The organism is Salinicoccus siamensis, assembly GCF_042429615.1.
Taxonomy (GTDB): Bacteria; Bacillota; Bacilli; order Staphylococcales; family Salinicoccaceae; genus Salinicoccus; species Salinicoccus siamensis.
This window is the reverse complement of the sequence record NZ_JBHMAH010000015.1, coordinates 58881-77553: the sequence shown is the minus strand read 5'-3', so window position 1 is coordinate 77553 and position 18673 is coordinate 58881. Positions and strand designations below refer to the sequence as shown.

General features: G+C 47.8%; 19 protein-coding genes and 1 pseudogene. 12 read left to right on the top strand and 8 right to left on the bottom strand.

The window, feature by feature from the left end; translation table 11 throughout:
- Positions 1 to 46 precede the first annotated feature (46 nt).
- Positions 47 to 844: a type II pantothenate kinase gene (gene coaW / locus ACFFLE_RS06810; RefSeq protein ID WP_380570396.1), complete on the top strand. Its 798-nt coding sequence runs from the start codon at positions 47 to 49 to the stop codon at positions 842 to 844.
- Here coaW and ACFFLE_RS06805 read toward each other — a convergent pair.
- Positions 839 to 1555, bottom strand: coding sequence for an ATP-binding cassette domain-containing protein (locus tag ACFFLE_RS06805; protein ID WP_380570395.1), 717 nt, complete (start codon positions 1553 to 1555; stop codon positions 839 to 841). The two genes, coaW and ACFFLE_RS06805, sit on opposite strands and share 6 nt — an antisense overlap.
- 79 nt (positions 1556 to 1634) lie before the next feature.
- Here ACFFLE_RS06805 and ACFFLE_RS06800 point away from each other — a divergent pair, with 79 nt between their 5' ends.
- Together ACFFLE_RS06800 and ACFFLE_RS06795 are read left to right on the top strand one after the other, a co-directional pair.
- A complete protein-coding gene (locus ACFFLE_RS06800; RefSeq protein ID WP_380570394.1) occupies positions 1635 to 3152 on the top strand; it encodes a potassium/proton antiporter in 1518 nt (505 codons plus the stop codon).
- Positions 3153 to 3773, top strand: coding sequence for a hypothetical protein (locus ACFFLE_RS06795; RefSeq protein ID WP_380570393.1), 621 nt, complete (start codon positions 3153 to 3155; stop codon positions 3771 to 3773).
- Positions 3774 to 3802: 29 nt separating this feature from the next.
- Here ACFFLE_RS06795 and ACFFLE_RS06790 read toward each other — a convergent pair whose 3' ends face one another.
- The 3 genes from ACFFLE_RS06790 to ACFFLE_RS06780 form a co-directional block, all read right to left on the bottom strand.
- Entirely contained in the window at positions 3803 to 4219 is a 417-nt protein-coding gene (locus tag ACFFLE_RS06790) for an OsmC family protein (RefSeq protein WP_380570392.1), read from the bottom strand.
- Between the two features lie 67 nt (positions 4220 to 4286).
- Positions 4287 to 5492 (bottom strand): Nramp family divalent metal transporter, encoded by a 1206-nt coding sequence (locus ACFFLE_RS06785; protein ID WP_380570443.1) that lies wholly within the window; start codon positions 5490 to 5492, stop codon positions 4287 to 4289.
- 64 nt (positions 5493 to 5556) lie between these two features.
- Complete coding sequence (locus tag ACFFLE_RS06780; RefSeq protein WP_380570390.1) at positions 5557 to 6498, bottom strand: agmatinase family protein; 942 nt, start codon at positions 6496 to 6498, stop codon at positions 5557 to 5559.
- Positions 6499 to 6674: 176 nt separating this feature from the next.
- On the opposite strand from ACFFLE_RS06780, the gene ACFFLE_RS06775 reads away from it, so the two are divergent.
- Genes ACFFLE_RS06775 through arsC form a run of 3 tightly spaced genes read left to right on the top strand, consistent with a single transcriptional unit; the run spans position 6675 to position 8751 of the window.
- Positions 6675 to 7016 carry an ArsR/SmtB family transcription factor gene (locus tag ACFFLE_RS06775; protein WP_380570389.1) on the top strand — a complete coding sequence of 114 codons (342 nt, stop codon included), beginning with the start codon at positions 6675 to 6677 and terminating at the stop codon, positions 7014 to 7016.
- Complete coding sequence (locus tag ACFFLE_RS06770; RefSeq protein WP_380570388.1) at positions 7016 to 8314, top strand: arsenic transporter; 1299 nt, start codon at positions 7016 to 7018, stop codon at positions 8312 to 8314. Before ACFFLE_RS06775 ends, ACFFLE_RS06770 begins: the two co-directional genes overlap by 1 nt.
- A gap of 17 nt (positions 8315 to 8331) precedes the next feature.
- A complete protein-coding gene (gene arsC, locus ACFFLE_RS06765) occupies positions 8332 to 8751 on the top strand; it encodes an arsenate reductase (thioredoxin) (RefSeq protein ID WP_380570387.1) in 420 nt (139 codons plus the stop codon).
- Between the two features lie 31 nt (positions 8752 to 8782).
- Here the strand turns inward: arsC and ACFFLE_RS06760 are convergent, their stop codons facing one another.
- Positions 8783 to 9019: a hypothetical protein gene (locus ACFFLE_RS06760; RefSeq protein WP_380570386.1), complete on the bottom strand. Its 237-nt coding sequence runs from the start codon at positions 9017 to 9019 to the stop codon at positions 8783 to 8785.
- Positions 9020 to 9086: 67 nt separating this feature from the next.
- Here ACFFLE_RS06760 and ACFFLE_RS06755 point away from each other — a divergent pair, with 67 nt between their 5' ends.
- From ACFFLE_RS06755 to murJ, 4 genes and pseudogenes are all read left to right on the top strand, one after another.
- Complete coding sequence (locus ACFFLE_RS06755; protein WP_380570385.1) at positions 9087 to 10109, top strand: NADH:flavin oxidoreductase/NADH oxidase; 1023 nt, start codon at positions 9087 to 9089, stop codon at positions 10107 to 10109.
- 14 nt (positions 10110 to 10123) lie between these two features.
- A complete protein-coding gene (locus ACFFLE_RS06750) occupies positions 10124 to 11029 on the top strand; it encodes an acetamidase/formamidase family protein (RefSeq protein WP_380570384.1) in 906 nt (301 codons plus the stop codon).
- Between the two features lie 5 nt (positions 11030 to 11034).
- Entirely contained in the window at positions 11035 to 12111 is a 1077-nt protein-coding gene (locus ACFFLE_RS06745; protein WP_380570382.1) for a glycerate kinase, read from the top strand.
- A gap of 252 nt (positions 12112 to 12363) precedes the next feature.
- Positions 12364 to 13890: pseudogene (gene murJ, locus ACFFLE_RS06740) on the top strand (murein biosynthesis integral membrane protein MurJ).
- A 35-nt stretch (positions 13891 to 13925) separates the two neighbouring features.
- Here the strand turns inward: murJ and ACFFLE_RS06735 are convergent.
- Positions 13926 to 14453, bottom strand: a complete 528-nt coding sequence (locus tag ACFFLE_RS06735) for a chromate transporter (protein ID WP_380570381.1) — start codon at positions 14451 to 14453, stop codon at positions 13926 to 13928.
- Positions 14450 to 14986 carry a chromate transporter gene (locus ACFFLE_RS06730; RefSeq protein WP_380570380.1) on the bottom strand — a complete coding sequence of 179 codons (537 nt, stop codon included), beginning with the start codon at positions 14984 to 14986 and terminating at the stop codon, positions 14450 to 14452. Before ACFFLE_RS06730 ends, ACFFLE_RS06735 begins: the two co-directional genes overlap by 4 nt.
- A gap of 191 nt (positions 14987 to 15177) precedes the next feature.
- On the opposite strand from ACFFLE_RS06730, the gene ACFFLE_RS06725 reads away from it, so the two are divergent.
- Entirely contained in the window at positions 15178 to 16032 is an 855-nt protein-coding gene (locus ACFFLE_RS06725) for a hypothetical protein (RefSeq protein WP_380570379.1), read from the top strand.
- A 20-nt stretch (positions 16033 to 16052) separates the two neighbouring features.
- A complete protein-coding gene (locus ACFFLE_RS06720; protein WP_380570378.1) occupies positions 16053 to 16964 on the top strand; it encodes a sulfatase-like hydrolase/transferase in 912 nt (303 codons plus the stop codon).
- A gap of 66 nt (positions 16965 to 17030) precedes the next feature.
- On the opposite strand, the gene ACFFLE_RS06715 is transcribed toward ACFFLE_RS06720, so the two are convergent.
- The gene (locus tag ACFFLE_RS06715) at positions 17031 to 18620 is read right to left on the bottom strand and encodes a gamma-glutamyltransferase family protein (protein ID WP_380570377.1); all 1590 of its coding nucleotides are present in this window, start codon (positions 18618 to 18620) and stop codon (positions 17031 to 17033) included.
- Between the last annotated feature and the right edge of the window lie 53 nt (positions 18621 to 18673).

The following is an 18673-nucleotide window of genomic DNA, read 5'->3' as shown; positions in this document are numbered from 1 at the left end:
GTCATTGGTATAATACAACCAATGACATTCTTTTTTGGAGGCTTTTATGAAAATTGGAATAGACGCAGGAGGCACACTGATAAAGGTCGCATACATCGATGATGATGAGCGGAAATTTGAAAGGTGGCCGTCCGCACAAGTGGATCAGTTGATCGATCGACTGAACACGCAACACACAGATGATCAGATATACCTGACGGGGGGCAAGTCTGCATATATGGCAGAAAAATTGAAGCATCATGAAGCCATATCGGTCGAATTTGAAGCGACATACCGCGGACTGCTCAAACTGATGGATGAGCAGGACGTCCGCCTTGGACATTTTATCTACTTGAATGTGGGCACCGGGACGAGTTTTCATCATGCCGGCCCTTCCGGCCAACAGAGGGTTGCAGGGTCCGGAGTGGGCGGCGGTACGCTGATTGGCCTTTCCACACTGCTTGCCGGCATCCATGACTATGATGCAATCATCAAGCTGGGTGCCCAGGGCAGCCGGGATGAAATCGACCTCAAAGTCCATCACATCTATGCCGGACGCCCAACGCCGATTCCGGGTGACCTGACCGCAAGCAACTTCGGCAATGTCCTCTCAGGGGAAGTCTCGGCGCTGCAGCCTGCTGATAAAGTCCAGGCTGTCATCGGCCTTGTCGCTGAAACTGTGACGGCCATCGGAATTAGTCTTGCTGAAGGTTTTGAGACAGATGATATCGTCTTCATCGGTTCCACCCTGCTCGACAACACAGTGATGAAAGATATCATCCACCGCTATGCCGGGCTGAAAGGTGCAAAAGCGCACGTCATTTACAACGGCGAATACTCAGGGGCACTGGGTGCCACTCTATAGTGGCGTATGATAGATGGACACGGCATTTTTATGCCGTTCCATAGTCAACCTGATATTGTAGCACTCTGAGAGCTGCCCGCTCGTCACCTGCGCTGCAGGCAGTGGCCCTTCCGCGTGTCCTGCCTGGAGGAGGGTGATCGTATCTCCATACGTCATTGCCAGCTGTGCTTCGTGCATGGTGGTGATGACTATTTTTTTTCGTCCTTCTTTCTTCAGCCACTTCATCATTTCGTGCTGATGGCGCAGATCGAGCCCTTGTTCTATCTCATCGATCATGATGACCGGCTTATCCTCCAGAGCGATTTGAGCGCATTGTACCCTTTTGAATTCCCCGCCTGACAACTCTTCTATCGAACGCCCTAGAAGATGGCTGATGTGGAAACGCCTGATGATTTCAGCCATCCTCTCCTTTGTGGCCTTATCTGCAGATGCAGTCATGATCAGATATTCCCCGGTCCGTATCCTGAAGCGGGGGTTTTCCTGCGGCAGGAATGACATGATGCCGGAGACTTCTCCTAAAGCCGAACCATGATAAGTAATCTCTCGGCTCAACAGATGATTACCTCCGTAGCCGAGCATCCCCTTCAGAAGCGTGCTTTTGCCACTCCCGTTAGGCCCTAGGATGATGTTTACGCCTTTATGAAATGTGACGTTTTCAATATCAAGGCTGAAGTTCCCCTGCATCGTTTCCAGATGATCGATTTTCAGCATAAGCTGTTCCTCCGCTAGTATTTTAGTTGGTACTCAATTATAATTATATATACAAATATCAGGTGAAAGGGGGTTTTTGATGGATGTCCAGCTAGACTATCCCATCTTGTTGATTGCCATACTGCTGGTCTTGGGCGTTGTGATGACACGTTTTTCGTCCAGACTCGGTGTCCCCTCGCTTGTACTCTTCATAATCATAGGTATACTTCTGAACCAGGTCATCTACTACGATAATGTGGAACTCACCCAACTGATTGGTATGATAGCACTTGTCGTCATACTTTTTGAAGGTGGTCTGCAAACCAATATCATGACCATCAAAAAGGTGGCTGGTTCAGCGGTACTTCTTGCGACCATCGGCGTATTGCTGACAAGTTTCATACTCGGTCTGTTCGCCTATCTGATCCTGGACCTTGATTTCATGACATCGATGCTGCTCGGGGCCATCGTCGGATCGACTGATGCCGCCGCAGTGTTTGCAGTATTCGGCAGTAAAAACATCAAGGAAAAACTATCTTCTACAATCGAAGCGGAATCCGGAACGAACGACCCGATGGCTGTGTTCCTTACCGTCACCATCATATCGGTCATCGAAATGCCAGGAGAGAGCAATGTTTTATATCTCTTACTTACCTTCTTTTGGCAGATGGGTGTTGCCATCATAGCCGGTATCATTATAGGCCGGCTTGCGGTTTTCGTCATCAACCGGATCGACCTCGAAGCTTCTGGACTCTATCCAGTGCTCTCCCTTGGATTTGCGATGCTGACCTTCGGTGTTACAGAAGTCATCGGTGCAAGTGGATTGCTCTCTGTATATGTCATGGCGGTACTGATGGGGAATCGGCCCCTTACCTATAAACATTCCATACTACGCTTCAATGAAGGATTGGCGTGGATGATGCAGATTGTCATGTTCATCATGCTCGGCCTGCTTGCCTTTCCTGGGGAATTGATCAACTATACATTCCAGGGGATCCTTATGGCACTCATCCTCATATTCATCGCCAGACCGATCGGCGTCTTCCTCACTTTGATTGCAAGCAGGTACGACCTCAAGGAGAAAATATTCATTTCGTGGGCTGGTCTGCGCGGCTCTGTGCCGATCGTTTTAGCGACTTATCCACTAGTCAGTGACATCGAGAGCGGATACCTCGTCTTCAACGTAGTCTTCTTTATCGTCTTGTTCTCTGCCTTGCTGCAAGGCAGCACCATCACACCAGTAGCCCGCTGGCTGGGATTTGACGAAGGGGAAACGGAAGCCCCGGCCTATTCGGTCGAACTGCTGGCATTGGGCCAGACACAGAACGATATATACGGGATTGAACTCCCTTCCCATTCTGCCCACCAGAACGTGCAGATCAAAGACTTGGATTTACCGACTGATGTCCTCGTCATCGCCATCATAAGAAATGATGAGTTGATTACACCTAACGGAGAAACGAAGATGCTTTCTGAAGATTTCATCTATGTCATGATGCCAAGAAAGCTACGGGAGCGTACAGAAGCATATTTCAGTAAACCAAAAGAACCACCTAAGAGCAAAAAAGCACGTCAGAAGCCATTTCCAAAGAAAAAAGTGACAAAAGAGGGGGATTAAATGAAATTCATCATTGTCCTACTCGCCATTCCACTATTCATCTCGTCATGTGTAGGCTTGCTCATTCCAGATGATTCAAACCAGAGCGCTACGGAGGAAACCGGAGAATCTGCTAGTGAAGAATCAACAGAAGAGGCTACAGAAGTCTCCAGCGAAAAAGAACCCACAGAAGTAACACCCATCGATGTAACGCGCGATGCCTTCGTCTCAAACTTGTTCTCAGCCAATTATGAGTACAGGACGATTTCACTCCGCTCCAGTTACGAATATATGACGCGCATACTGGGAGAACCGATTGGAAGCGGTCAAAGCATTGATGGTGTCTATTACCACTATAATCATATCGGCTTCAACTTCCCTGAAAAAAGGGAGGAAACCGATGATTTAAGCGAACTCAAGATCGATGGCATCATCATTTTCCCCGAGAATTTTACAAAGCAGGAGGCAGTCGAGACATTCGGTTGGCCGACGCGTGATGAGGTTTCCGATTTCTGGATGATATATGATGCCGACGATTCGAACGAGCAGTATGTCATGATGAAATATAACCAGGAGGACACGATTACAGAAATCATCCTCCAGCATAAAAACCTTGAAGATACTGAGTTTTACGGAAAGTAAAAGGAGGAGCGTCCGGACGCTCCTCCTCTTTATTTCATTTCCCCATTTAATTCGAGTTTTGTAGAAACTGTGGCATTCAATGAATTGATTGCTGAACAGTATTTATCGGCTGATAAATTCACTGCACGCTGCGCCACCTTTTCAGTGACGTCCCCTTTGATTCTGACTATAATCGTGACATCAGTGAATCGCTTCGGTTCAGTTTCGGCACGCTCGGCTTCAATATCTATATCAATGCTTTCCACCTTATCCATGCTGTGCCTCATGATGACATTAAGATCGATGCCCATGCAGCCGGCCACACCGTGCAGCACCATTTCCATTGGCCTCGGACCACTGTCATTACCGCCGACACTGCTGCTGGCATCCATTGTGACATCATAGCCGGAACTGTCACCTTTAGAATTGTAGGCCATTCCGCCTGTCCATTTCGCATTAACTTTCATATTCCCACCCTTTCAATGTGTTAACCATCATTATAAGCAATTTCATCTTCCAGTGACAGCCATGCGCTTACATCAAAGAAGTAACCGCATCAATCAGACTATAGAACCCAAGAAAAGAAACCACTGCCGTCACAGCCCAGCCAACGACATTCAGCCATAAGGCGTTGACATGCTTTTTCATCACTGCTTTTTTATTGATGATGATCATGATCAGCACGGCAATGATTGGAAGTATAAGCCCGTTCAATGCCTGGGCGAAAAGCAGCACCTCCAGAGGTTCGAAGCCGATGGCTGAAGTCACGATACCGAGACTGATCACAGAAGCAAAGACAATCTTATACTTCCTGTTGTCAAAACCACCCTTCCAACGCATGAAGCTGCTCACCGTCACCGCTGCCCCCATCGGTGAGGCAATTGCTGAGGATAACCCTGCCGAAAATAGCCCGACACTTATGAAAAATGGCGCAAGGTCACCCATCAGGGGCTCGAGTGGCGCTGCCAATTCGACGACATTGGTCACTTCTTGACCTTCAATCAGCGCGCCTGCAGTAATAAGTATTGCTGCAGTGATGAACCCACCTACGGTGATGGTAAGGATTGTATCGATTCTGGACGCGTTCAAACCATCCGCACTGTCCCACTTTTCGCTGACCGTCGAGGCATGTATGAAAAAATTGTACGGTACTACCGTCGTGCCGATCAGCGCAATGATCATCAGGATCGATCCCTCTGGTATACCGGGGACGAAAGCCCCCTTCAATATCGCGCCGACATCAGATGCTGATACTATCATAGTCGTGATGAAGGTGATGCTCATTAGGACGATTAGGCCAATCATCACCTTTTCAATGATTTTATAGCTTCCACTCAATCCAAGAGTGAGTATGACGATGCCAATGACCGGCGCCACATAGTTCTCCGGTATTCCAAATAAATAGGAGACACCGAGGGAAGTGCCGAGCAGGTCGCCACTGATGTATGCAGCACACCCTACGCACACCGCAATCATGACCAGCCAGACTGCAGCGAATTTCAATATGACATTATCGAATAACCCGCGTATGTTTTCCCCTAGTCCCTCGCCTGTCACCATACCGATCCTTGCGACCATTTCCTGGAGGACGATTGTCGCCAGAATCGCAAAAATTACTGCCCACAGGAGGGCGAATCCAAATCCTGCACCTGCACGTGTGGCTGTCGTCACGGTACCCGGACCGATGAACGAAGCCGTGATGATTGCACCTGGCCCGATCACTTTCAGCTTTTCAATCATTTTCTGTCCATTCAATGCTTCCACCCCTTCGGATACAGAAGACAGTCTCCCATCGCCCGTTCATCTATTTAACATGTCCACCGTGTACATGGCCCGCCAGCACATATAAAACCGCTGTTGATACAAAGTGCGCTGAGTTCTGGTTCGCGTCCTGCTGAGGGTACACTTCGACAAAATCCATTCCACATAATCCCCGTTTGCCGAATTCATAGATCATCGTCACCAGCTCATGGGATGTGAGCCCATTGCCATCGACGGGACCTCCTGGGTTGAAGGCAAAGTCCAATACGTCGCTGCAGATCGTCAAATAGACGACATCCACCTCCTGTGCTGCCATATCATATATTTCATTCGCATAGGCTTTCAGGTCATGTGCCCCCTTGATGTCATTGATTGTCAGCGTCACGGCTCCCGCTTCCTGAGCATAGGCCCCTGTCTCCGGTTTATTTCTCGGACCCTTGATGCCTGCATGTATAAGACTCTCATTCCTGACTCCGTCAGTCTCGTAAAGGCGCATGAATGGTGTACTCCTGGCAAACCTGTCTCCTTCATAGTGAGGCATATTATCATAGTGTGAGTCCAGATGGATGATCCCCACCTTTTTGCCGGTGTTGGTCAATGCTTTGACGACAGGATATGTGATGCCGTGGTCGCCACCGAGACCTACCAGGAACTTACCTGAGCGCCACAGGTTTTCGGCGAATGCTTCAATGCGGTCCATGGTGCCCGGCACATCATGCGGTATGACGCTGACGTCACCAACATCCCCAAGGCTCAAATGGTCTTCCACATTAATGTGATCCAGCTCGGGCAAGTAAGTGCTGTACCGCGCAGAGGACAATCTGATCTGCTTCGGCCCCAGTTCGCACCCCGTGTAGTCTCCCCAAGTACAGGCCCCTTCCCACGGTACACCGTAGATCAGTACATCCGTATCGTATTCGTCAGTCTTTGTAAGATTTTTCGCCCCCAACATCGGAGGGGTGTTGCCATAAATATTTGATTGCATCCTTTAACGCCTCCTGACTTTTCTGAATTGTCATTCTATATATCATGATAAAAGTAATGAAAATGAAAATCCACCGATATACTTCATTTTAAGATCATTGTTGAACATATAACCATAATCTTATATAATTCAACCCATTACATAATAAAAAACTTATATGATTGAGGTGCGATCCAATGGAAACGACAGTTGATATTAATAATGTTGCGGAACTTTTCAAAGTTCTGGGCGATCATTCACGATTATCGATGGTTGCGATGATGTATAAGAAGGAATGTTGCGTCTGTGATTTCACAGAATGCTTCAATATGAGCCAACCTGCTGTAAGCCAGCATCTGAAAAGGTTGCGGACACTCGGCTTGATTACGGAACGGAAAGATGGGTATTGGACCCATCTTTCCTTGAACCCTGATAGTCCATTCATGGAAATGCTATCAAAATTATTGGCGACGACACCTGGCCTTGATGCACATGCCGACCGTCTGCTCGCTTCATGCACAAGGGAGGCATGCTGCTGATGGTGAATTCTGTAATTGCAGTCCTGATCTTCCTCATCACGTTGTTTCTTGTCATCCGTCAGCCTAAAGGTCTCGGCATCGGCTGGTCGGCGGTTGCTGGAGCAGTTGCAGCCTTGCTCTTCGGCGTCGTAAGCTTTGGGGATGTCGGAACCGTGTGGGGCATAGTCTGGAATGCGACGCTGACTTTCGTCGCTGTCATACTGATTTCATTGGTACTCGATGAAATCGGATTTTTTGAATGGTCTGCACTACATATGGCACGTTTTGCCAAAGGCAGTGGATTGAAGCTGTTCATCTACATCGTCCTGCTGGGCGCGATAGTGGCTGCATTGTTTGCCAATGATGGAGCCGCCCTGATTCTGACACCGATCGTTCTGGCGATGGTCAGGAACCTCAATTTCACGGAGAAGATGATCATGCCGTTCATCATGGCAAGCGGATTCATCGCCGATACCGCCTCCCTGCCATTCGTCGTCAGTAACTTGGTGAATATCGTCTCGGCAGACTTCTTTGGCATCGGGTTCATCGAATACGCTTCAAGGATGCTTATTCCCAATCTGTTCTCTATCCTGGCAAGCATTCTTGTACTGTGGCTCTTTTTCAGAAAAGACCTACCGTCCAATTACGGAGTATCTGAGTTGAAGCGCCCTTCTGCAGCCATCCGTGACCAGAGAATGTTCGCCTGGTCGTGGGTGGTACTCGCCTTGCTGCTCATCGGATATTTCCTGAGTGAGCCGTTTGACATCCCTGTTTCTATCATTGCCGGGCTCATAGCATTCTTTTTTGTGATGATGGGAAGAAACAGTCCCGCTGTGCCCGTTAGAGATGTGGTAAAGGGTGCACCTTGGGATATCGTCCTTTTCTCCCTCGGCATGTATGTTGTCGTATATGGTCTGCAAAATGCAGGGCTGACTGCCCTACTCGGCCGTTTTCTAGCTACAGCCGGAGAACATGGGTTATTTGCCGCCACAATGGTCATGGGCTTCACAGCTGCAATACTGTCATCGGTCATGAATAATATGCCGACCGTCATGATCGATGCCCTGGCCATAACTGCATCAGGCGCCCAAGGTTCCATTAAGGAAGGTCTGGTATACGCCAATGTCATCGGCTCTGATCTTGGTCCGAAGATTACACCGATCGGATCGCTCGCTACACTACTGTGGTTGCATGTGCTCAAAAAGAAAGGGGTTAATATTTCCTGGGGATACTATTTCAAAATCGGCATCATCCTGACGCTTCCCGTTCTATTCATAACTTTATCCGGCCTATACCTATGGCTGCTCATCATCTCATAAACTAAAGGAGTGTCACCATGCAAAAACCCATCATTTATTTTTTATGTACCGGAAATTCATGTAGAAGTCAGATTGCAGAGGGCTTTGCCCACAAATATTTAGGCGATGAATATGAGATTCATTCAGCAGGCATCGAAGCCCATGGAATGAATCCAAGGGCGGTAAGCATCATGAGAGACGCCGGCGTTGATATCACTGGTCAGCAGTCAAGCATCATAGACCCTGAAATTCTGAACCATGCAGATTATGCAATCACCCTTTGTGGGGATGCCCGCGATAATTGTCCTGTCACGCCATCGGACGTCATTCACCTGCATTGGGGGTTTGAAGACCCAGCCAAAGCCAAAGGCAGTGAAGAAGAAATATATTCAGCATTCCGCCAAGTAAGGAACGACATCGAAAAGAGAATCATCCAGTTTAAAAACGAAGGAAAATAAAACAGGCCCTTAAAGGGCCTGTTTTTGTAATCTATGATGCCGTGTGCCTTTCCCGTTTCCATTTGATGCGATTCATCACCAATATGATCACTGCAGCTGCTACACCGATGAGGTTAGTATATGTTTCCGGTGCGGTCAGAAGCAATGCGCTTGCTATCAGTACAATTCTGAACACCACATTGATATGCGTTTTGAAATATCCTTCTAACCCAGTGGAATTATTACAGTTGTCATTAAATATAGCATTATTCAAAACTGCTAAATTCAAAACCTCTTTATATTTGAAATTTTCTCTAAATTTAATACAATGGAGTTAACCACTGAGGAGGAATTGGATGAAATCACTTTTTGAACCCTACACACTGAAGGCTTTAACGACAAAGAACAGGGTCGTAATGGCCCCCATGTGCCAATACAGCGCGACTGACGGCATACCTGACGAGTGGCACTTCACGCACTACACCTCGCGGGCGGTCGGCGGCACTGGTCTGATCATGTTGGAGATGACCAATGTCGAAGCACGGGGTCGCATTACCGACCATTGTCTAGGTATCTGGTCCGACGGTCATGTGCCCCACTACAAACGAATCGTCGACGCTTGCCATCGCCACGGGGCAAAGGTGGGCATCCAACTCGCTCACGCAGGGCGCAAGGCTCAGGATACGGAGACTCCAGTTTCAAGTACGGATGAAGCATATAGCCCGGACTTCCATCAGCCACATGAACTGACGGCAGAAGAGACGGAAGAGATTATCGATGCATTCAAATGGGGGACCCAACGTGCAGTTGAGGCTGGATTTGACACCATCGAACTTCACGCTGCCCACGGTTATCTCATCCATCAATTCCAATCTCCACTCACCAACAAGCGCTCCGATGAATATGGTGAAGATTTCAGCCTATTTGGACGCAGGGTCATTGAAGCAGTCAAATCTGTCATGCCTGAAGGGATGCCGCTCATGCTACGACTCTCAGCTGTCGAGTATGCAGATGGTGGTTACGACATCGACCACGGGTCCCACCTGGCGCTCGAGTATGCGGCAGCTGGGGTTGATATGATCGATGTCTCAGCTGGAGGAGAAGGTAAGCCTTCACCAGAGCGTTTCAATGGGGCCTTCCCCGGCTACCTTGTCGAGTATGCCAGAGCGGTGAAAGAAGCTGCTTCAGTCCCTGTCATAGCAGTCGGTCTTCTCGATGATGTCAATCTGGCTGAGCACGCCATCGCATCGGAATCTGCAGATCTCGTCGCCATCGGCCGTGGACTGCTGCGCGATCCTTATTGGGTGCTCAACGCTTCCCAGTCCAAAAATGCAGAGGATGACGCCTTCATCCCTGTGCAGTATAAAAGAGCATATTAGAATGGAGAATGATCATGAAACATTCATTGCATAAATCAAACTTATTTTATGCGATGTCAAAAGATAATCCAGCTGCTTTAAGGGTTGATGCTGGGGATACGATAACGATTGAGACAAACGATTGCTTCCTCGGACAGATCACTTCCAGTGATACCGTGTTGGACCAGTTGGACTGGGACCGCATCAATCCTGCGACGGGCCCTATCCATATAGATGGCATCCAAGCCGGAGATGTGCTCAAAGTCACAATTGAAGACATCACCCTTGAACCAAAAGGGGTCATGTTGACAGGCCCTGGGCTTGGCGTCATGGGGGATGATATGGAGAAGATGGAGGCCAAAATGTTCGATATTGATACATCGGAAGGTACTGTTTCGTTCAATGGCCTGTCTCTTCCCCTAAACCCGATGATCGGCGTCATCGGAGTGGCACCAGAGGGAGAAGCAGTAAATAATGGGACACCGGGCCGACACGGCGGCAATATGGACAGTAAGAAGATCACGACTGGGGCCACCCTCTATCTACCTGTTGCACACGAGGGGGCCTTGTTTGGCCTTGGAGATGTCCACGCCAAGATGGGGGATGGTGAAGTGAGCGTAAGTGGACTTGAGACGGGAGCATCGATCACAGTGACCCTCGATAAAGCACACAATATAAAAACGCGCCATCCGATCGTCGTCGATGCGGATGGTGTATACATGACAGTATCGAGCGAAAGTCTCGACACCGCAGTCGACGAATCCGTCAAGGAAATGATTGCATTACTCCGCCCCCACACAGACTTGAGTCTGTCTGAAATGACCATGCTCATGAGTCTGGTCGGTGAGGCGCAGATCAATCAGGTAGTCGATCCTTTGAAGACTGCCCGCTTCTTTGTACCGCACCATGTCCTTGACCATTACGGAATTACCTTGGGGTAGATATCATGAATATTGTTGTAGCACCAGATTCCTATAAAGGGACGTTCAATCAATATGAGATTGCAGCAACCATGGGAGAGGCCCTCACGGATTTGGGCCATCACAGCATTTTGAAACCGATGAGTGACGGTGGAGATGGCCTCCTTACATGTTTTCGGAATGAGGATTATGAGGAGGTCACCATCAATGTGACAGGGCCGGAAGGTCAGACAGTCGAAGCCTCCTACTGCCGCAATGGACAGGCTGCAGTAATTGAAACGGCCGAGGCGTGTGGCCTTCATCTGGTCGGCAGTTCACACCCAGGCGATCGGACGTCATTCGGCATCGGCGAACTGATTTTGGACGCGGTTGATGGTGGGGCACAACACATCATACTGGGTTTGGGTGGTTCTGCAACAGACGATGGCGGCTACGGGATGCTGCTCGCTCTAGGAGGCGCCGCAGTGGATACAAGCGGCATGCCAGTTGGCGTGTTCACTCATGACATAGAACATGTTGACGAAATCAGCCTGAAATCACTCCAGCCCCTGGAAGGTGTAAAGTTAACCATCGCATCCGATGTCACCCATCCATTGTTCGGAGTCCGAGGAGCTACCCGTGCGTTCGGACCCCAAAAAGGCGTGCAGGAATCGGAATTCGCTTTCTTCGAGTCACTGCTCTCACACCTCTTTGACAAAACATCAGATGTTTTCCAAGATGACTTCAGTGACTGCTGTGGTGCAGGTGCAGCTGGTGGACTTGGATGGATGCTGATGAATCTCGGGGCAGAAATGAAACCGGGAGGCATTCTGGTTGCTGAGATGATCCACTTGGAGGATGCAATAATGAAAGCCGATATGGTAATTACAGGTGAAGGCAAAACCGATGCTTCTTCAGTGCACGGAAAAGTCCCTGCGACTGTGGCACAACTCGCTGATCGCCATCAAAAGCCGTGCCACCTCATCTCCGGTCAGATAACCGATGCTGATACTAGGGCTTTCGCTTCTGTCCATCCATTGTGCGATGGCTCCTGCAAAATTGAGGACATCATTGAAGAGACACCACGGCTGATCAGGCAAAAGATACAGCATATAGTGACATAGAAAAGGTCTGGAATGACGTTTCCAGACCTTTTCTATGCCTTAAAACTGCACACATCGGATTGCGGATTCAAACTCGAGCCAAACCGATAATTCATATCTCCGTGGCCTATGGCTCTAAACCCGCCATCCATTTTCTGCTAAAATACATATTGTATGCTTTTACTATTTGGAAGTATGGATCAATAGGAGTTTTTTTATGAACATTATGTATGCAAATCATGGATTGATACAGAATCCACACAGCGTGGCCATATGAGAAAAGCCATCTTTCTGTTGATGGTGCTGACCGTCGTTTCAAAAGTCTCTGGGTTCTTAAGGGATTTGACACTTGCCTATTTCTACGGAGCAAACGAAACCAGTGATGTCTTCCTATTATCGATCAGTATCCCAACTGTCGTTTTTGGTGTGGTGGCAGCAGGCATTTCGACCGGCTACATACCGCTCTATTCACGGATAACAGAGCAGTCCGGCGACAAGGCGGGGCTCGAATATATCAACAATCTAATTAATATATTGCTGATTTCCACTACATTCATCGTCATACTCGCTCTTATTTTTACTGAACAGCTCGTTAAGGTATTCGCAATCTGATTCCAGGGAGAAACATTGGCACTTGCAGTAATGTTCACCCGCTTCAGCATATTCGGCATCTACTTTACACTCATCACCCGGATTCTAAGTGCCTACCTGAATTATAAAAAGATGTTTGCTGTCCCTTCCTTGATAGGCATTCCCATGAATCTGGTGCTGATTGTGGCCATAATCCTGAGCAGCAGGTTAGAACTGATCTACATTCTAGCCGTGGCTAATGTAGTCGCACTATTTATCCAGTTCCTGATCATCGTGTTCTTTGCCTATAGATATTCTTTCCGCTTCCAGCGGGTGTTGCATCCAAGGGATGAACATATAAAAGAAATGGCTGTATTGGCTTTCCCGGTCATCCTTGGTTCCGGTGTGAGTCAATTGAACCGTCTGATTAATCGTTCACTTGCATCCTGGATTTCCATAGGTGGAATTTCCTCAATTAACTATGCCAGCACTTTGAATGTATCCTTCCTCGGTATCTTCGTCTCCTCATTCGTTACAGTGTTTTATCCAGACATATCCAAAAAGGCAGCCCGAGGAGACATGCCGGGGCTAAAGCACACTTTGAACCAGACCATACTGGGTGTGCTGATCCTAATAATTCCTGCCACAATCGGTGCGATGATATTCGCAGAGCCTATTGTCCGTTTCCTGTTCGACCGCGGTGCCTTCGATGAAACCGCCGTAACATTGACGACTTCAGCGTTCTTCTTCTACTCACTTGGTCTTGCCGGTACAGGTGTCAATTTGATTTTAACCCGGACCTTCTATGCACTGCAGGATACAAAAACACCTATGCTCAACAGCACAATCGGGGTGAGCATCAATATTGCCCTGAACTTCCTGCTGGCAGCGATTCTCGGGATAGGTGGTCTAGCTCTTGCGACCAGTCTTTCTGCACTGACGACCGTTCTGCTACTGACACGGAGCCTCCGCAGAAAACTCGGTCGGCTTAATCTGACACATCTTATACCGACTGCGTTACGGATCACAGCCGCTGCACTTTTTGCTGCTGCGTCATCTTATGGATTTTTGGCCCTTATCAATCCTGTCGTCGGAAGTGACGTCAGCCTGATGCTTGCGTTCGCACTGATGGCTGTACTCTATATTTCTATGTTACTGCTGATGGGCGTGGACGGCGTCCGTACTTTCCTTGATGCCATGCTGAATAAGTTCAAAAAAAGCCAAAAATAGGATAGCCTGTTTTTGGCTTTTTATCCTCCTACATATCACAACAGAAGCGCACCATAAACCAAGCCAAAAATGATTACAAGTGCGGGATGGACTTTAAATTTCATCAATAGCAGGAAACTGGCAGCAACCAGAAACGCTGTGTGTACAGTTCCGGAGGCATCATATGCATTGAAGATGAATTCGTATGCTATCCACCCAAGAAGGATTGCAATCACCGGTCGAATCAGTGTGGTCAGAGTTTCGAATTTCTGTGTGCCTTTCAATCTGTAGAGCAGTCCCGCGAGAAAAATCATCAGCAATAGTGAAGGCAAGACCGTAGCAGCAACTGCAACAACCGATCCCCCCAGCCCTCCAACTTCATAACCTATAAAGCCGGCCATTTTGGTCGCAATCGGGCCGGGTAAGGCATTGCCAAGTGCCAGAACCTCGGCAAATTCACGGGAATCCATCCACTCATAATTCTGTACGACTTCCTGCTCCACCAATGGAATGGAAGCGGGACCACCCCCATAACCTAGAACTCCGGGGATGAAGAAAGCCAGGAATATATGTATATAGATCATACTCTCCCCTCCCTTCTGAACAGGCTGAAAACAACAATGAGCAGAATAATCAGGGCAGGATGAATTCCTACCACCACCAACATGAAGAATGCGAGAGCTGTAAACAGGAGGAGGAAGTGCCACGTCGTTTTCGCCTTTGCCTTGGCCAGAAATTCATACGTCAACACAAACAGCATGACACCTACGATCGGCATCACCCCGTTGCTCATGCCTTGTACCCACTCGAGGTCCTTAAATTCCGTAAACAGCTTCAATAGTACAATCATCAATATGATGGTCGGCAGAATTGTGGCCAATACGGCATTGGCCATGCCGAGCCACCCTTTTTGCAGGTAACCGATGTACCCTCCTAGTTTGGTGGCGATGGGACCAGGCAGGACGTTACCTATGGCCAGGGCATCCTGAAACGTTTCGTCCGTCATCCATTCGTGTGTATCGACCACTTCTTTATGGACAAGCGGGATGGACGACGGGCCACCACCATACCCAAGCATTCCGACTTTAAAAAACACCCAGAATATTTTAAAGTGCATTATACGCCCCCCTTATGTCTAACTATTCAAATTATTAAGAATTATTGACTTGGATGCTTATTTGCTTTAGATTATATACTATTATGCGGCAACTAAAAGTATAGTCATTTACTTTCAATTCCCCCTTCAAGGGGAGTTTGAGACTCTTTTAACTTTTCATCCCGGATTAAATTCAATATAAGGAAGTAATTATGAGACTAGTAAAAAATTCAGCATTCCTTCTAGGCCTGTTAGCAGTATTCTTGCTCAACAGCAGATACTGGATTCAGGCCTTCCCCACAATTTTATATGATGGAAAGGCTGTGCCGGTTGAAGAAATCAATGAACACACTTTTCAGGGGATATCCATCATATTCCTTTTCATATTGCTGGTCTACAGCCTGATCGGTAAACCGTTGACCACATTATTGATCTCCAATCTGTCACTATTTCTTTTTTATTATGCCAATAAGTTGAAATTCGAACAACGCGGCGAAGTGGTCAACTATAACGAAATCAAAGAAGTCATCAACATCAGGGAACTTTCGAATATAGTCGACCTGAAGATGCTGTTTGTTCTTGTCACCGTTCTTCTGTTGGCATCATTCTTTTTATTTTATCTGGAAAGTAAGTTATATAGAAAATTGGGGCTATCCAGATTCAGGATCATTCGAATTACAGCTTTGGTGGGAATCATAATTGCTTCAGTGATCTTCTATACGGACACTGAAAAATATTCCTATGAATATTTCGGGATTGAAGAGAAGGATTCATATATCTTCAATCCGATTAAAGAGATTAAAAGGGTAGGCTTCGTCCCAAATTTTCTGATCAATATTTCGAGGAACTTCATGGAACCTCCAGATGATTATTCCAGGTCGAATATCGACGCCATTTCAGAAAAGTATAAAAAAGAATCCGCTGAATATAACGATGCCAGAAAAAATGATATCACCGACGAACATACCATCATTTATCTCAGCGAAAGCTTTTGGCAGAATGAGGTTCTGATACAGAACAAGATGCCTGCACCATTCATCAAAAAGCTTGAGGAACAGCAAATATAGAATTTGAGATACTGACCAGCATGTCGCTTGAACTCCATCAGCAGCCTACAGTCACTTCGCCCTACATCGAGTACTTCGAAAAATCCAGTGGCAGTTCATCTATACTTACACTGGTCGAACAGAATGCCGTGATCCACCCCTATACCTACAGTCTCTACAACAGAGTTGATGTGTACGACAAGATGGGAGTTTCCAAGCTGTTCAGCCAAGAGGATATGAGCGACTTGGAGAAGCTTAAAGGAACAGGGAGGGCAAGCGATCGCTATCTTACGGACCTGGTGGACAAGAAGATGGATGATTACCGTATGTTGAATGTCATGTCCATGCAGAATCATTCGCCCTATTCACCCGGGGTTCTCGAAGATATCACCTATGAGCCGGTTCTAAAGCCTGGCATACTCTCCGAGGAGCCTACTGCAAGCAAGTATGGTGACTATATAGAATATGCAAAATCATATTTCAGGCAGCTGGTGAAAACCGATTCTGCAATCGAGAAGCTGATCGCCGATATGGAAGACAAGAAGTACGATGTAAACCTGATATTTTATGGAGATCATGCGCCTAGTTTCCTCAGGGGGAAGGGAGCGCAATTACAGGGGCATACTAACCAGGCCCCCTACTTCATCTATCAGAACCATGATAGGGGCGACACCAGTGATGCAGATTTATTGAGTCCCATGTTCCTCGTACCGAAACTGCTGGCAGACGGCCAATATAAGACAACACCCTACTACTATATGCTGGTACTGCTTTATCAGAAAGGTGTGACTGGCATCACCTCAAGCGGTGCATATATAGGAGATGCATTCGTACCAGATGAGGCGCTCGGAGAGGATATCAAAGTACTGGTAAGCGATTATAGAAATGTCTCATACAACCGTTACTTCGACAAGAACTCCATCGGCAGACCTTTTTTCAATAAACAATTCTAGATTTATATTAAAGCAGGCCCAGGGGGCCTGCTTTAATATATCAGATGACTTCCAGGGTCCCTTCAACTAATAAGATGAAATGGCCCCATCCGTACGCGACTCAGTTCCTCCGATAAGCACCCCATCAGAGTTCTTTAAGATCACCTGCCCACGACCGAAACTATTGGGTTCAAGATTCACTTTGATACGGTGCCCCCGCCTGATCAGACTGCGGGCGATATCTGTGTCGAAACGGTCTTCAACTTCAACTTCGAGCCCTGCTTTGAATTGCCATCTTGGCGCATCGAGGGCGCTCTGGGGATTCATGCCGTAGTCGATCAGATTCATCGCCACCTGTAGATGGGCCTGCGGCTGCATGAAGCCACCCATTATGCCAAATGGACCAACCGCCTTTCCCTCCCTGGTGATGAAACCCGGTATAATCGTATGGAAAGTCCTTTTGCCGCCACCTATGAAATTAGCGTGTTCCGGATCCATGGAAAAGTTATGCCCCCTATTCTGCATGGCGAGCCCGGTACCGGGAACCACTACACCTGAACCAAAGCCCATATAGTTGCTTTGGATATAGGACACCATATTACCTTCACCGTCTGCTGTGGCAAGGTAGACGGTCCCTCCCTCAGGCAGGTCCCCATGTTCCCGTTCCTCTGCCATTTCTGTAATATGGCTTCGACGATCCTGAAGATATTGCTGATCCAGCAGTTGGGAAACCTTGATGCGCATGTTATCGGCATCCGCTACATGTTTGGTCGTATCGGCGAATGCCAATTTTATCGCTTCAATCTGATGATGAAAAGTGCGCTCATCTAAAGCAGGGTGGTCATCATCCTTGAGCATGCCAAGGGCCATCAATGCTGTGATGCCCTGACCGTTCGGGGGAAGTTCATGGATAACATGACCTTTATAAGCCATGCTTGCAGGCTGGACATATTCCACTTCGAATTCAGCCAGGTCGTCATGTTCGATTAGACCGCCCGTCTCATTACTGAATTGGACGATTCTTTCTGCGAGTTCTCCCGTATAGACGCTTTCCGCCTCAGTAGCGGCAATATCTTCCAATGTCTGCGCATGCTCCGGCAAAGTTTTGATGATGCCAGCTGACGCAGTGCCAAAAGTCTCGAGCCATGGTTTCAATTCTTCGTGGTTATCCACTTCCCGAATGTAGGTCTGATAAGCCGCCTGCCAGTATCTGGCCACTACCGGTGTGATGACGAAACCGTCACGAGCAGCACGTATTGCTGGTGCGAGCACTTCCTTCAAAGTCAGATTGCCGAAATCACGGATAAGTGCGGCCCAAGCCTTCGGCACTCCTGGTACTGTTACCGGTAACCAACCGAACTTGGGTAGTGCATCAAACCCCCTTGCCTTGACTTCCGCCATCTCCAACCTTTTCGGGGAGCGGCCGCTGGCATTCATGCCGTACAACTTCTCATCCATCCATGCAATCATGAATGCGTCTCCGCCTATGCCGTTACTCGTCGGCTCTACTACAGTCAATGTCGCTGCTGTAGCAATTGCCGCATCCATTGCATTACCCCCTTGCTTCATCACTTCAATCCCCGCATCCGTCGCCAATGGGTGAGTGGTGGCCACCATGCCATTCTTTGCATATGTGCTGTATCTCGAGTTTTTATACGGATAACTATAATGATTCATCTAAAATCCCCTTGTTTTGAATATTCAATTATTTGACTGTGTAGAAAAAGGTC